Origin of the sequence: Candidatus Nitrosopumilus sp. (assembly GCF_028278985.1) — an archaeon.
Classification (GTDB): Archaea; Thermoproteota; Nitrososphaeria; order Nitrososphaerales; family Nitrosopumilaceae; genus Nitrosopumilus.
On record NZ_JANQTA010000018.1, the window covers coordinates 45,263 to 57,840 of the forward strand.

Sequence of the window (12,578 nt, forward strand, 5' to 3'; positions counted from 1 at the left end):
TTGTATTTTCTTTTAATTTAATGACTATGGGACATGAGGATTTCTTTGAGCAGCAATTAATTGAATTTACTTTTTGGGAAGATGGCTCTGAGAAAACTTTGGTAAAATATGATGGGTTTGAATTATTGCCTCCACATCTGAAAGAAGAATTGGATAAAAATCCATCTGAAATAATGTTAAAAGGTAAACATTGGAAAATAGTAGAAATTAATCGTGATCTTCGTGCTCATGGAAAAGGAATGCATGTTAAAATCAGACTTGATTTAGGTTAGAAACTAAACTATCTAATTTCTTGGATGCAAAAGTAATTCCGAGACTTCCTGCAATTGCGCCTGGAATAGTACTCATTATCCAAATATTTGTCAACAAATCTGTTGATGTGTGTAGGACATCATATGGAAATACATCATTATACACATAGATTTCTAAAAATGTCATTCCTAGCATTGGGAAACTAAACATGAAAAACACAGAACCTAAAATTGAACCTGCAATCTTGTTTTTGTGTTTTTGAATGAATTTGTTGTTGTTTTTGTAAAGAATGTAATCAGCTCCTAATGTTACAATTAGAGGGATTATGTACATTGGCAAAAACATGAAAAGGTTTTCTGATGTGAAAATATTTGATGTGATATTCATTACAACAAATGATAATGCAGCTGCACTTGCTGCTCCAAATTTGTTTATTGATTTTGATGCACTCCAAAATACCAATGAATATGCAAATGGCAATGCTAGAAAAGTTAGAATAATTGCAACATGTGGGTCTGGATTAAAATTATGAGTTTCTCCTTCTGATATTGGTAATACAAAAAAGAAGATTAACCACATCACATTAAACCAAAAAACTCCAAATGCTATTGGTAACATAGTTTTGATGAATTTATTATTCTGGCCAAATTCTGAGCGAATTCTACCCATTCCTACCAAAACCCCAATAGACGTCATCAAAATTCCTAGAGCTAAAACAAGATGGGTTGGACTCAGTAACCCATCAAGACCAAACATTTCATGCCAGTAAAAATCTCCTGGGCCTGCTATTATCTGAAAAATTGATCCAACTATGATTAGTTTTGAACCAAAAGCAAACCCTTGTCTCCTTAGTTCTTTTTTTCTTGCCAAAACGCCGACGTTGATTAGGCCACTAATCAAACTGATTCCAACTCCTGTGTACAAAACTAGGTGTGATGGAGTAAAGAATGTCTCCGGCGTTCTTAGAAGGTGTGCAGTTATGTCCCAACTAGCCCCCCATACAGAAAGGGCTACTCCCACAAATGCCAGAAAATATGATGCAAGTGTAATTTTGGAATATTTTCTAACTGATTCTTTTTCTATTTTCAACTATTTGATTTCTTTTTGATTAGATAAAACCCATTTGAATAAGAAAAATTTCACAAATTATCAGTTTTGTAGATTTTATTGTTTGTTCATTTTGAATTACTGCCTACTTAATTCAATTATGGTAATGGTATTGTGATGACACTTTTACTGTTAGGTATAGGACTTGGAATTGTTTTAATTGGAGCAATTTTTTGGAAATATCTTAAAACTCCAAAATTTGATTATGTGTCTGTGGAATTGAATTGTAAGCATTGTGGGGATAGAACCAATGGTCTAAAATGTCCTCGTTGCGAAAACAAGAAAATTTCCCCAAAATATTAAATCAAATTTTAAATGTTTATTTTTTTAAACAGACAAATCATTAACATCTCTTTTCACGTAGTTAATTTGCGTCCTAATGTGTATGTGCTTCAGGCCTTAAAGGAACAAAATTCCAATAATGCCTGAATCATTTTTTTCTAGATACAATTAATCTGTAAATTCACTATCGTCAAAATCGTAATCATCATCATCGTAATACTCGATGAAATCAAATTCTTCAAATCTCATGATAATTCTTTTCAAATCAAGCACTTAGATCTTAGGTTGATGAAATACTGATACCTATGATAACTATAGAGATTATGTTTTGATTTTAGGCTCAGCCGTACATTGATTTTTCAGATGTTGCTTCTGATGAATTTGTAGTTGCTGATAGTCCGCTAAAATTGGAACGAAGAATCTTTTGAACGTGTCCTGAAACTCTAGCTACATTATCCCATGTGTCATGAAATGAAATCCTGTTTAATCCCTGCTCATCAACATGTGAAAAAATTGCCAAGCCTACTATACTCTCTTTGTCTTTTACCCACTGATGACCAACTGAGCAAACTGTACAAATTTCGCTTATCTCCATAATTGCTTTAGAAAATGAAGGGTTTCCCATTGTCAGTAATTTTGTATCATTAGGAGTAAATCTCATGTTTACATTCAAGTGAATTCTGTCATTCCTGTTTGCATTTTTACTGACAATGACATTGGTTCCAACATGATATTGCCATTCAATCAAATTGCTTTTTTCTCTAACTTTGTCTGTTTGATCTTGATAATCTATGCCAGTAACTTTGATGTATTCTTCTACAAGTTGTTTCATTTCTTCAGAAGATTTTGTCATGTATGAAATTTAGAGTGGTCACATATATTCATCATGATTAACGAAAAAAAGAATTCTAGCAGTGACCACAACCACAAGAATCATGTCCTGAGGTGCCTGCAGATTCTTTTCCGTCACATCTGGAACATTTGTTAGAACCTGTTGGTGAGAAAAAACCAATTCCACATGAAACGCATTTTTGATTTGCCATGCAGCTTTCTACAAATAACAGTATTTAATGAATGCGTATTAATTGAAAAAGATAGTTCTGAGTCATTCTTTTTTCTGAAAAACTCTGTATTCGCCAATTATTGAATTACACTTGTGACATGTGTATTGGCCTCTTTCAATTAAGACTAACCCGTCTGCTACATCCTCATTTGGTGCTTCTTCAATCTGAATTTTAGTAGGCCCCTCAAATTCTGAATTGCATTCTTTGCAAAAATGTTTGATCATTATTGAGGTATCTAGTTTTTCAAGTGATGCTAGAAAATGTTTATCTACGTTTGGAACAAGTTTGGATTTTGCAACTTGTTCATCTGTAAGTTCTGCATTCACCCATCCTCCTGAGCCTGCTAGTTGAATTTCTGTCATTATGATGATTCTTTATGCTTGGCATTAAAATACTGTTGGCATTAATTTGTCCACTGAAAAAAAAGTCAGTCTCCTTTACTGTGGAGACTCTGTAATGTATTAACTAGTTTATGTGAGCTTTGGGCCCCCAGCTAACACCGCGAGATGTCTCTGACTCAATGGGTACTATAGGGATGCACTTGTGATAAAAAATTGGAATCAAAAATAATCACTTTTGGGTAAAATTTCTAAACGTTCGATCAGAAAATTTCATTCCTGATGCCAGAATTTCTCCCCACCAGTAGATTCTTATCTAATTTTCCTTGGATTTTTTCATGGATAAAATCAAGCAGAATTCTCCTGTATTGTTTTACTTTAATAATTCAAAAAAATGGCTTGTCAAGGTTTCAAAGAAAGAATCTCTTCATACTCATATTGGCGTGATAAAACATTCTGATGCTATTGGAAAAGAATATGGTTCCCGATTAGTTACAAACAAAGACAAGTATGTCTATCTTCTCAAGCCAACAATGTATGATTATGTCATGAAAATTCAGCATGGTACTCAGATTGTTTATCCAAAAGATTTGGGCTACATTGTTGCAAGGGCTGGAATTGAAAGTGGCCAAAAAATTCTAGAGATTGGTACTGGTAGCGGCTCTTTGACTTCATTTGTTGCTAGTATTGTTAAACCAAGAGGACATGTTTACACTTTTGATGTTGATGAAAAGTTTATGAAAATTGCTGAAAAAAATATTGAAAAAGCTGGAGTTTCAAAATATGTCACTCAACATAATCTTGACCTAAAAACTGCCAAGAAAATGCCTCTAAAAGACATGGATGTTGCATTGATTGATTTGGGTGATCCTTGGGTTGTGATTCCACAAGTACGTAAAATGCTAAAGGGCAGTGGCTCAATTTTTGCAATTTGTCCTACAATGAATCAACTTGAAAAACTGACTATGGCTTTAGTTGAAAATGAATTTACAGATATTGAATCAACAGAGCATATTCTGAGAACTATTGAGGCCCGTGAAGGAAAAACAAGACATTCTTTCCAAGGAATAGGCCATACTACATACTTGTGTTTTGCAAGAAAAGCTTTCTTTGAGCGTAGTTCCAAAAAATCTGCAAAAAAACCCAGTACTAAAACAGCAAAAAAGACCACAAAATCCTAAAACAAGATTTATTCATCTGGTTTCTAGTTAAACAGTATTGGTTCGAAAAAACCTCACACCATCAATTGTTAAAAAAATGATTCCTGCTAGGAAGGCAAAATCTAGAAAGGGAGAAAATGGAACCGTTCTGATTGTTGGAGGAAGTTACATCTATCATGGTGCTCCTATACTATCTTCAATTGCAGCTTTGAGATGTGGAACCGATTTAGTATATACCTCAGTTCCAAAAATCAATGTGTCATCCACACGTTCAGTTTCTCCAAATCTTATTGTATTGCCTTTAGTTGATCAAAAACTTACCAAAGGCGCTGTTAACAAATTACTTGGAACATTACCTAGAAATCTAGACTCTGCAACAATTGGAATGGGTCTAGCTATTCAAGAAAAAAATGCTCTGTTACATTTGGTAAAATCATTATTGGACAGAGATGTACGATTATCCTTAGATGCAAGTGCACTCATTCCCGATGTCTTGCCTTTACTTGCCAACAAAAATGTGGTAGTGACACCTCATGCAGGCGAATTCAAACGATTGTTTGGGACTGCTCCTTCAAACTCCAAAAAAGAAAGAATCACGCTAGTTGAAAAAATGGCAAAAAAATTTGGAATTACGATTTTGCTTAAGGGACCGACAGATGTCATTTCCAATGGAGCAACCACATATCTTTATGAAAAAAAGACTCCTGGTATGACAGTAGGTGGAACTGGTGATGTTTTATCTGGCTTGGTTGCAGGAATGCTTTCTAAAAATCGAAAAACTGTAGAATCTGCTGCATCTGCCACTTTCATAAATGGACTTGCGGGAAAAGCAGTTCAAAAGAAATTTGGTTTACATATGACGTCGATGGATATACTTGATGAACTTCCATTTGTCATGAAGCCTTTTGATAAGATAGTGTGAGAAAGATGAACTCTCTAAAGCATGTTGATTCTCATATGGATGAATTAATCGCTGATCTGCAAAAATTGATTAGACAACCAAGTGTCTCTGCCAAAAATGAAGGAATTGAAGAGTGTGCTTCATTAGTAAAAAAAATGCTACAAAAAATTGGAATAAAATCTGAACTACTTCGATTAAAGAAAGGTGTTGCTCCAATTGTTTTTGGAGAAATAAAATCAAAACAAAATCCGTGTAAAACATTACTTTTTTACAATCATTATGATGTTCAGCCTGCTGAGCCTTTTGATTTATGGGATGATCCTCCTTTTAGTGGAAAAAGAAAAGGAAACAAAATTTTTGGGAGAGGCGCAACTGATGACAAGGGTGAATTAATTACAAGAATCAAAGCAGTAGAGGCATCTCTGAAAACCACTGGAGATGTTCCTTGCAACATCAAATTTCTCATTGAGGGTGAAGAAGAAACAGGAAGTGCACACATTGAACAATATTTGAAAAAATTCAAAAAGAAATTTTCTTGTGATGGTGTAATTTGGGAATTCGGATATGTTGATGCTAAGAATCGACCTATAGTTGGACTTGGAATGAAAGGATTGTTGTTTGTTGAATTATCTGTTAAGGAATCAATTCGTGATGCTCATTCTAGTTTGGCAGTTGTAGTAAAAAACCCTGCATGGCGGTTAATACAAGCTGTAAACACTCTTCGAAATGACGATGGTAAGATATTGATCAAGGATTGGTACAAGGAAGTTACCCCACTATCGAAAAAAGATCTTCAATTAATCAAAAATGAACCCTTTGATGAAAAATCCTTCCAAAAAGAGTTTGGAATTACTTCTTTTGTTGGAAATAAGAAAGGAATTGAAGCTAAAAAGGCACTTGTTGCAGGCGCAACTTGTAATATCGCCGGATTTGTCTCTGGATATACTGGTGAGGGAGCAAAAACAGTTCTTCCAGGGGAGGCATTGGTGAAAATTGATTTTAGACTTGTTCCAAAAATGGATCCTCAAAAACAAGTAATGCGATTAAAAAAACATTTGAAATCAAAAGGATTCTCTGACATCAAAATCAAAGTTTTTCATGGAGAGGCAGCAGCTAGAACAAATTCATCCGAACCTTTTGTGCAAAATGTCAAAGAAGCTGCAGACAAATCATATGGAAAATCTATCCTAAATGTTTCGAATGCTGGAACCGGCCCTATGTTCCCATTTGTTGAGATTCTAAAAGCCCCATGCATTTCAATTGGCAGTACATACATGTTTTCAAGAATACACTCTCCAAACGAATTTGCACGTGTTGATTTGTTAAAGAAAACAACAAAATGCATTTGTCTGATTATGGAAAACTTTGGAAAATCTTAGTGAAGACATCTGGGTATTTTTTTGATTGCTTGAGCTAGAGATATTCTTCCTGGTCCTGCAATCATGATTACTAGTGATGCTGCAAGTAAAATTACATCAAATTCTACTCCTCCGTCACCTGTCATACTTTGAGCTCCCTTTACATGGAAAATTGCTCCTATCATAACTATAGAAAGCAACGCTCCTGAGAATCTACTAAGGACTCCAATTATCATCAAAACTCCTGGAACTACTTCTGCAAGTGCGATTGGAATTTGCATTTCCGGTGGTAATCCCATGTTTGGCAGAGCGTTTGCAAATCCTGGATTGAATTTCATCATTCCATGAAGAATAAAGATCACTCCGATAGAAGATCTTAAACCCATAAAGACAACATCGTTGAGTACTTTTGCCTTAATCTCTGCGGTGGTCATACCTTCACACTGTTTTTTTAGTATAATTATCTTGCTCATTATTTTCCCGCATATGTAGAAAGCCCTTTATTATGCGGACAAATTATTTGAAATATGTCAATGTACATGCCAGGAGCAACCGCTGTTGGAATTACTTTTGATGGTGGAGTAGTTTTTGCAAGCGAGAAAAGGATCGCATTTGGAAACTTTCTTGTAAGCAAATCAACCAAAAAGACATTTCCGATTACTCCTAAAGTTGGTGCAACCTGTGCTGGACTAGTTGCTGACATGCAAATTTTATCTTTACAAATTTCTGCTTTGGCAAAAATTAGAAAAATGGAACTAAAAAGAGAGGTTCCTCCAAACACCGTAGCCAAAATGATGTCAAACATGATGTATGAAAGACGATACTTTCCATTATTGACACAGGTGATTGTTGGTGGGGTCGTCGATAAACCAATAATGTATACCTTAGATCCTTTGGGTTCAGTTCTACCTGATGATTATGCCGCAGTTGGAACTGGTGCTGAAATGGCATTAGGTGTTTTAGATCCACAATTCAAACCAAACATGTCTAAAGATGAGGCAATTGATTTGGCAAAACGTGCAGTCAAATCTGCTTCTTTGAGAGACTCTGCAAGTGGTGATGGTTTAGATGTTCTTGTTATTACAAATGACGGAACTGAAGAATTTACAGAATCTATTAACTAGTCGTAGATAGTTTTTCCAATTTCCCAAAACTTGTCAGATATGTAGTGTAAATTTTTTAAAACTTCTCCTTTATCCATTGTTTCTAATTCTGAACTTGATACCATTGCTTTTCCAACAGCTAAAAACTTATGTCGAGATTCTTCAATAATGCAAACTAGTTTGTCTTTTTCAAATTCTGAAAAACTTTTGATTCCTGGCCTCATTACATTAGCTCCTTTACACATGAATTTGACTGCCCCCATGTCTACCATTACATTAGGAAATTTTTCTAGCATCTCTGTTTCTGAAAGAAATGGTAAATAGTCATCATTAATTTTTAAAATTTTTACACCTTTGCCTGTAATGAGCTGTGCATCATCTGTGATTTGATGTACTTTGAGATTTTTATTTTTAGGAAATTCAATTTCCCACTTTTCGGAAACTGTTTTGATGAGTGTTGAAGTTTCACTCTTTGAAATTAAATTTGATTTCAAGTTCGTGCTATCTCTTTTCTAATATCTAACAAGTCTCTAAGAATTGAACTGGCAGTTTCCATACCTCCTGCACCTCTGCCGATAATTGTTTGTGTGCCAGAGTGCTCAGATGTAAATGCAATTGCATTTAGAGTTCCATTTACGCATAATGGATCCTCATTTGAGACTTCGATAGGACTTACTTTGAGATCTTTGTTGCATGATGCAATCAATTTTACTGAGCAATTATTTTTTTCAGCTTTTTTAATGTCGTCAGTTGTAACTTTTCTAATTCCTGTACAATTGATATCTGGTAGTGTGACTTTCATTCCCATAATCCAATTTGCTAAAATTACTAATTTTGCAGCTGCATCTAAACCATCCAAATCCAATGATTCGTCTGCCTCCACGTAGCCTTTGTCTTTGGCATCTTTTAGTGCTTCATCAAATGATAATCCTGTAGCCATATTTGTTAGGATGTAGTTAGTTGTTCCATTCAGAATTCCAGCAAATGATGTGATTCTCTCTCCACTTAGACTATTTTTTGCATAATCTAGAATTGGAGTGCCTCCTCCTACAGTACCGCTAAATTTGAACATGACTTGATTATATGTTGCAAGTTCCATAAGTGATGGAAATGCAAGTGCTAGTGGTCCTTTGTTTACTGAGATCACATGCATCCCTTTTTTCATTGCAGTTGTAATGTGAGTCATACCTGGTTCTGCATCTTTGTAATTACTTGCAGTTGTTTCTATTAACACGTCAGCTTCGACATTTTTGAGTATTTCAATTCCTGTCATGGAATTTTTTGTATTTGCATAATTTTTTACAGTCCCAAATTTTTTCTTTACTTCAACAAGTTTGTTAAATTCTAAACCTGAGGAATCAACTGCACTTCCTTTACTGTCAAAGACTCCAACAACTCTTGGTTTTACTCCATATTTTGCATACAGGTCTTCTGCTCTAGAATCAAATAACTTTACTAAACTTTGGCCAACAACACCAAAACCACATAATATTATTCTCAAATCGTTTCATTCCTTTTGTTCATTGTATGCCTCTTGATTTTCTTATCATTAATGGTGTTTTATTAATAATTTTTGAATTAAGATGTTTCTTCTTCGTCTTTTTCATGTTTGAGAGAAATTGAGTTAATACAATATCTCAAGTTTGTTGGCTTTGGACCGTCATCAAATACATGTCCTAGATGTGCACCACATTTGTTGCAGTTTACTTCCGTGCGAACCATTCCATATGATGTATCAGAGATGTACTCTATTCTTTCATCTTCAATCGGTTTCCAAAAACTGGGCCACCCTGAACCTGAATCAAATTTTGCTTCAGATGAAAATAATTCTTCACCACAGCATGTGCACTTGTAGTAACCTTCTAGTTTACTATTGTTATATTTTCCAGAAAATGGTGGTTCTGTACCGTGATTAATACAAATCTCGTATTGATCTGGAGAAAGTTCTTCCTTCCATTCATCAGGTGATTTGGAAATTTTTTCTGTCATGATTTGATATGGACTTTAACATATTAGAATATTTTTCTATTTTAGCTTCTTTCTTTTTTCTTCGGTTCTTTTTTCTGATTCAAATCTTTCTAAATCATATTCTTTTAAATCCACAAATTTCATTATTTGACTAAGTTTTGGATGAACTTTGTTAATTTGGTGATACATCTGTTGAGCAACTCTTCTATAATCTACATGTCCCTGAGGAACCGTTCTTAATTCAATTAAATGACATGCCTCTCTTAAATTGAATTTCATAAAATATGGATAGTTGTATGCAAAGTTTACTACATATTGTCCTTGCTCTGGATATTTTTTCCTGATTTTCTCAAATGCATTTTTTGTATTGTCCATGCATTCTTTGAATTCTTTTTCAATTCCTAAAATTTTGATTTCATTTGACATATTATATCCATGATCAGTTGTCAGCAATTGTCTTTCAAGTGTCAATGCTCTATGCCTATGAAGATCTCTAAACATTCCAAAGTTATTACACAAATCAAATGTATAGTATACATTTTCAAATGCTCTTGAAGGTCTATGTCTTCTATTTGTTCTAAGTTTTGCAAAATCTTTGATAATTTTTTCTTTTTTAGTTATTGTCATCTTTTTTACTTGAGATGAAATGTTTTGATATGATGTACTTGGTGATTGCTCGTAAATTATACTTGTAATTATTTTATCAATGGCATTTTTTTCTGATTCATAATCCACTAATTTTGTAATTGTTCCTTTAACTGGTTTTGCTTTGATTTGTTTTGAAACTGAAATTGATTTCTTTTTGATGTCTCTTAGATATTTTTGAAATGCTTTTCCGTATTTATCATCAGCACGCCTGACAAATGACTTTATTGTCGTGTCTAGTTCTTTTTTGATTTTTGAGGCTAATTCTTGCTCTTCTTTAAGTTCAGATGAGCCTAAAACTGTTAACAGATACTCAAAGGCTCTTCCATTGCCGGTAATTCCAACATTTGTTAAGGTTGATGCTGGTAACAATCCTCTGAGAATATCTAATGCTTTGGCTTTAGTGGAGCCCTTGTAAATCATATTTGCTGATTTTATATCTCCCTCAACTTTTAATTTTGAAAAACTTTTTTCTTTTCCATCAGTTGAATCTTTAAAACTATATTTTTCAATTGGATATTTTTCTCTAACATAATTTACCATTGGTTCTATGTTTTTTGAATAAACATCAAATGAAAAATTACATGCTTCTTCATACAAATCTCCAAATTTAGATTTCATCAAGTCAGGATCTCTGTAAAATCTGTATTTTCCTTTTTCTTTTTTATTCCAAGCTACATATCTTGAAGACTTTTCTAAATATGATAAACCAATTCTTCTATCTTGAATTTTTTTTACAGCAATGTTTGTCAACCCCTCAATTGCGATTTGAGCTTCACCAAGTTCAGCAACAGAGTCATCCCCATATTCTAATAAGACTCGATTGTAAAATTCCTCACCTCTACTTTTATTTTTTAAAAATTCATCAAGAAAGATCTTTCTCATACTTTTGTCTGTTCTACTATATCTTGACATGAGTGCACCACGATCTACTTGTCTTGGTGTAATGATTGCAAAAACACTGCCATCCGTATTTGAAAAGTGATCGGACAGAATCTTTTTTTCTTTAATTGAAAACTCTGACAACATTGAAGTCAGGTTCTTCAATTATTAAATTCTATTTCTTTTTTCCAATCTGAATTAGATCGGGACCTTTGTCACTTTCATTTCCTTTTTGTTGCCATCTGAACAAAACTTGTTTGAATGCTTCTGCATCCTCCGGGTTTTCAGTATACATTGCTGTGGTAACCCAGTATCCTCCCTTGGCTGTTTTTCCACCAACAGAATTCATCCAGAAATCTTTTGGCAAACTTTCTAATGCTTTGCTGTTTGGGTCCTTTGTAACTTCGACCCATCTATTTGCAATAAAGTTCAAAATCTGTTCAACTTCCTCTCTTTGAATCATGAGCCTAAGTCATATCCTTCTAAATTTTAAAATTTCTAAATCTGCCTGGATTTTAGTTGGTAAAAATTAACTCACTAAAACTAAAAACATTTCTTACACTTTGTCGGTTATACAAATCTCTAAACTACTTGGCATGACCCACGACGATATCGAGATAATCGGTAAAAACGTCAAAGACATGTACGGAACATTCATGGGTAAAGTCGCTGGAACAATAACTGACATTGATGGCAGTATCCAATCTGTCGGAATCGACTGCGGTGCTCAAGGATTACAGCAAATCCAATATGAGCAATTAGTAGCTCAAAACGATGTTGTTATTTACATTCCAAAATGGAGACTCGACTCTCAAAGACTCATTCGTGAAAAACAACTAACTTTACGTCGTCTAAAAGCATTGATTGATATTGTTTCTGAAAACGATGATATGAAATCTGACGCAGAAATCATCCATCAAAAATACAAGTCAAAACTTGTAGAACTAGATGAAACAGAAGGCGAAATCAAAGCTAAACTTGAGGCAAGATTGACAGAGTTAGATGAACAAATGAAGTCTGCAAAGATGTTAGTATTTGATGCAAAAGTACAATTCAAGAGCAATGAAATTTCAGAAGCAACATTTGAGACCGTGAAGTCATGCACAAATGAGGTAATTGAGCATGTTAATCACGAAGTCGCAGAAATTGCTAATGTAAAAAGTAGAATTGCTGACCTTGAATTAGAAGTTCAAGAATTAACAAACCCTCCACAACAAAACATCCAAGAATCTGCCGTTACATATCTGGAGACTTCTGAACCACAACAAGTAGTTCAGACAATACTTCCAGAAGCACCAACAGAACCTATCACAACAACTTCAGAACCAATTGAAGTCGAGGCAGCCCCTATGCCAGAACCTCCATCTGAATCTGAAGTAACTTTCGCATTTCCAGAACCACCTCAACAGGTGACCCAAGAAACTACAAAAGACGATAATGATAACGACTGGCTTGCTAGAATGGAAGCACAATAATTTTTTTAATTTATTTTTTCTTTAACATTTAGAAAGTATAACT

16 protein-coding genes are annotated in these 12,578 nt (G+C 34.2%); 6 read left to right on the forward strand and 10 right to left on the reverse strand.

The window, feature by feature from the left end; all coding sequences use genetic code 11:
- The first annotated feature begins 26 nt into the window (after window positions 1-26).
- Window positions 27-272 carry a hypothetical protein gene (locus Q0941_RS06055; protein WP_299292206.1) on the forward strand — a complete coding sequence of 82 codons (246 nt, stop codon included), beginning with the start codon at window positions 27-29 and terminating at the stop codon, window positions 270-272.
- On the opposite strand, the gene Q0941_RS06060 is transcribed toward Q0941_RS06055, so the two are convergent.
- From Q0941_RS06060 to Q0941_RS06075, 4 genes are all read right to left on the reverse strand, one after another.
- Complete coding sequence (locus Q0941_RS06060) at window positions 253-1,341, reverse strand: hypothetical protein (RefSeq protein ID WP_299292207.1); 1,089 nt, start codon at window positions 1,339-1,341, stop codon at window positions 253-255. The two genes, Q0941_RS06055 and Q0941_RS06060, sit on opposite strands and share 20 nt — an antisense overlap.
- A 640-nt stretch (window positions 1,342-1,981) precedes the next feature.
- Window positions 1,982-2,494 carry a hypothetical protein gene (locus Q0941_RS06065; protein ID WP_299292208.1) on the reverse strand — a complete coding sequence of 171 codons (513 nt, stop codon included), beginning with the start codon at window positions 2,492-2,494 and terminating at the stop codon, window positions 1,982-1,984.
- Window positions 2,495-2,549: 55 nt separating this feature from the next.
- On the reverse strand, window positions 2,550-2,684 hold the full coding sequence (locus tag Q0941_RS06070) for a hypothetical protein (RefSeq protein ID WP_299292209.1): 135 nt from the start codon (window positions 2,682-2,684) through the stop codon (window positions 2,550-2,552).
- Between the two features lie 62 nt (window positions 2,685-2,746).
- On the reverse strand, window positions 2,747-3,067 hold the full coding sequence (locus tag Q0941_RS06075) for a hypothetical protein (protein ID WP_299292210.1): 321 nt from the start codon (window positions 3,065-3,067) through the stop codon (window positions 2,747-2,749).
- A gap of 314 nt (window positions 3,068-3,381) precedes the next feature.
- On the opposite strand from Q0941_RS06075, the gene Q0941_RS06080 reads away from it, so the two are divergent.
- Genes Q0941_RS06080 through Q0941_RS06090 form a run of 3 tightly spaced genes read left to right on the forward strand, consistent with a single transcriptional unit; the run spans window position 3,382 to window position 6,483 of the window.
- Window positions 3,382-4,224, forward strand: coding sequence for a tRNA (adenine-N1)-methyltransferase (locus Q0941_RS06080; RefSeq protein WP_299292211.1), 843 nt, complete (start codon window positions 3,382-3,384; stop codon window positions 4,222-4,224).
- Between the two features lie 37 nt (window positions 4,225-4,261).
- A complete protein-coding gene (locus Q0941_RS06085; RefSeq protein WP_299292212.1) occupies window positions 4,262-5,125 on the forward strand; it encodes an NAD(P)H-hydrate dehydratase in 864 nt (287 codons plus the stop codon).
- A gap of 5 nt (window positions 5,126-5,130) precedes the next feature.
- A complete protein-coding gene (locus Q0941_RS06090) occupies window positions 5,131-6,483 on the forward strand; it encodes a M20/M25/M40 family metallo-hydrolase (RefSeq protein WP_299292213.1) in 1,353 nt (450 codons plus the stop codon).
- Here Q0941_RS06090 and Q0941_RS06095 read toward each other — a convergent pair.
- Window positions 6,480-6,896 carry a DoxX family protein gene (locus Q0941_RS06095; RefSeq protein WP_299292214.1) on the reverse strand — a complete coding sequence of 139 codons (417 nt, stop codon included), beginning with the start codon at window positions 6,894-6,896 and terminating at the stop codon, window positions 6,480-6,482. The genes Q0941_RS06090 and Q0941_RS06095 overlap by 4 nt on opposite strands.
- 105 nt (window positions 6,897-7,001) lie before the next feature.
- Between Q0941_RS06095 and Q0941_RS06100 the strand changes: the two genes are divergently transcribed.
- Complete coding sequence (locus tag Q0941_RS06100) at window positions 7,002-7,586, forward strand: proteasome subunit beta (protein ID WP_299292215.1); 585 nt, start codon at window positions 7,002-7,004, stop codon at window positions 7,584-7,586.
- On the opposite strand, the gene Q0941_RS06105 is transcribed toward Q0941_RS06100, so the two are convergent.
- The 5 genes from Q0941_RS06105 to Q0941_RS06125 form a co-directional block, all read right to left on the reverse strand.
- Window positions 7,583-8,059 (reverse strand): PUA domain-containing protein, encoded by a 477-nt coding sequence (locus tag Q0941_RS06105; RefSeq protein ID WP_299292216.1) that lies wholly within the window; start codon window positions 8,057-8,059, stop codon window positions 7,583-7,585. The two genes, Q0941_RS06100 and Q0941_RS06105, sit on opposite strands and share 4 nt — an antisense overlap.
- Entirely contained in the window at window positions 8,056-9,066 is a 1,011-nt protein-coding gene (locus tag Q0941_RS06110) for a homoserine dehydrogenase (protein ID WP_299292217.1), read from the reverse strand. Before Q0941_RS06110 ends, Q0941_RS06105 begins: the two co-directional genes overlap by 4 nt.
- A gap of 77 nt (window positions 9,067-9,143) precedes the next feature.
- Window positions 9,144-9,554, reverse strand: a complete 411-nt coding sequence (gene msrB / locus Q0941_RS06115; RefSeq protein WP_299292218.1) for a peptide-methionine (R)-S-oxide reductase MsrB — start codon at window positions 9,552-9,554, stop codon at window positions 9,144-9,146.
- Between the two features lie 36 nt (window positions 9,555-9,590).
- Window positions 9,591-11,207 (reverse strand): FAD-dependent thymidylate synthase, encoded by a 1,617-nt coding sequence (locus tag Q0941_RS06120; protein WP_299292219.1) that lies wholly within the window; start codon window positions 11,205-11,207, stop codon window positions 9,591-9,593.
- A 28-nt stretch (window positions 11,208-11,235) separates the two neighbouring features.
- Window positions 11,236-11,523: a hypothetical protein gene (locus Q0941_RS06125; RefSeq protein WP_299292220.1), complete on the reverse strand. Its 288-nt coding sequence runs from the start codon at window positions 11,521-11,523 to the stop codon at window positions 11,236-11,238.
- A 133-nt stretch (window positions 11,524-11,656) separates the two neighbouring features.
- Between Q0941_RS06125 and Q0941_RS06130 the strand changes: the two genes are divergently transcribed.
- Complete coding sequence (locus Q0941_RS06130; RefSeq protein ID WP_299292221.1) at window positions 11,657-12,535, forward strand: CdvA-like protein; 879 nt, start codon at window positions 11,657-11,659, stop codon at window positions 12,533-12,535.
- Window positions 12,536-12,578 lie beyond the last annotated feature (43 nt).

What these genes read in the sequence shown, in the direction of transcription:
- Q0941_RS06065 (WP_299292208.1), bottom strand. Translation starts at nt 2,494, where the DNA reads ATGACAAAATCTTCTGAAGAAATGAAACAACTTGTAGAAGAATACATC.
- Q0941_RS06100 (WP_299292215.1), top strand. Translation starts at nt 7,002, where the DNA reads ATGCCAGGAGCAACCGCTGTTGGAATTACTTTTGATGGTGGAGTAGTT.
- Q0941_RS06055 (WP_299292206.1), top strand. Translation starts at nt 27, where the DNA reads ATGGGACATGAGGATTTCTTTGAGCAGCAATTAATTGAATTTACTTTT.
- Q0941_RS06070 (WP_299292209.1), bottom strand. Translation starts at nt 2,684, where the DNA reads ATGGCAAATCAAAAATGCGTTTCATGTGGAATTGGTTTTTTCTCACCA.
- Q0941_RS06090 (WP_299292213.1), top strand. Translation starts at nt 5,131, where the DNA reads ATGAACTCTCTAAAGCATGTTGATTCTCATATGGATGAATTAATCGCT.
- Q0941_RS06095 (WP_299292214.1), bottom strand. Translation starts at nt 6,896, where the DNA reads ATGACCACCGCAGAGATTAAGGCAAAAGTACTCAACGATGTTGTCTTT.
- msrB (WP_299292218.1), bottom strand. Translation starts at nt 9,554, where the DNA reads ATGACAGAAAAAATTTCCAAATCACCTGATGAATGGAAGGAAGAACTT.
- Q0941_RS06130 (WP_299292221.1), top strand. Translation starts at nt 11,657, where the DNA reads ATGACCCACGACGATATCGAGATAATCGGTAAAAACGTCAAAGACATG.
- Q0941_RS06120 (WP_299292219.1), bottom strand. Translation starts at nt 11,207, where the DNA reads ATGTTGTCAGAGTTTTCAATTAAAGAAAAAAAGATTCTGTCCGATCAC.
- Q0941_RS06075 (WP_299292210.1), bottom strand. Translation starts at nt 3,067, where the DNA reads ATGACAGAAATTCAACTAGCAGGCTCAGGAGGATGGGTGAATGCAGAA.
- Q0941_RS06080 (WP_299292211.1), top strand. Translation starts at nt 3,382, where the DNA reads ATGGATAAAATCAAGCAGAATTCTCCTGTATTGTTTTACTTTAATAAT.
- Q0941_RS06125 (WP_299292220.1), bottom strand. Translation starts at nt 11,523, where the DNA reads ATGATTCAAAGAGAGGAAGTTGAACAGATTTTGAACTTTATTGCAAAT.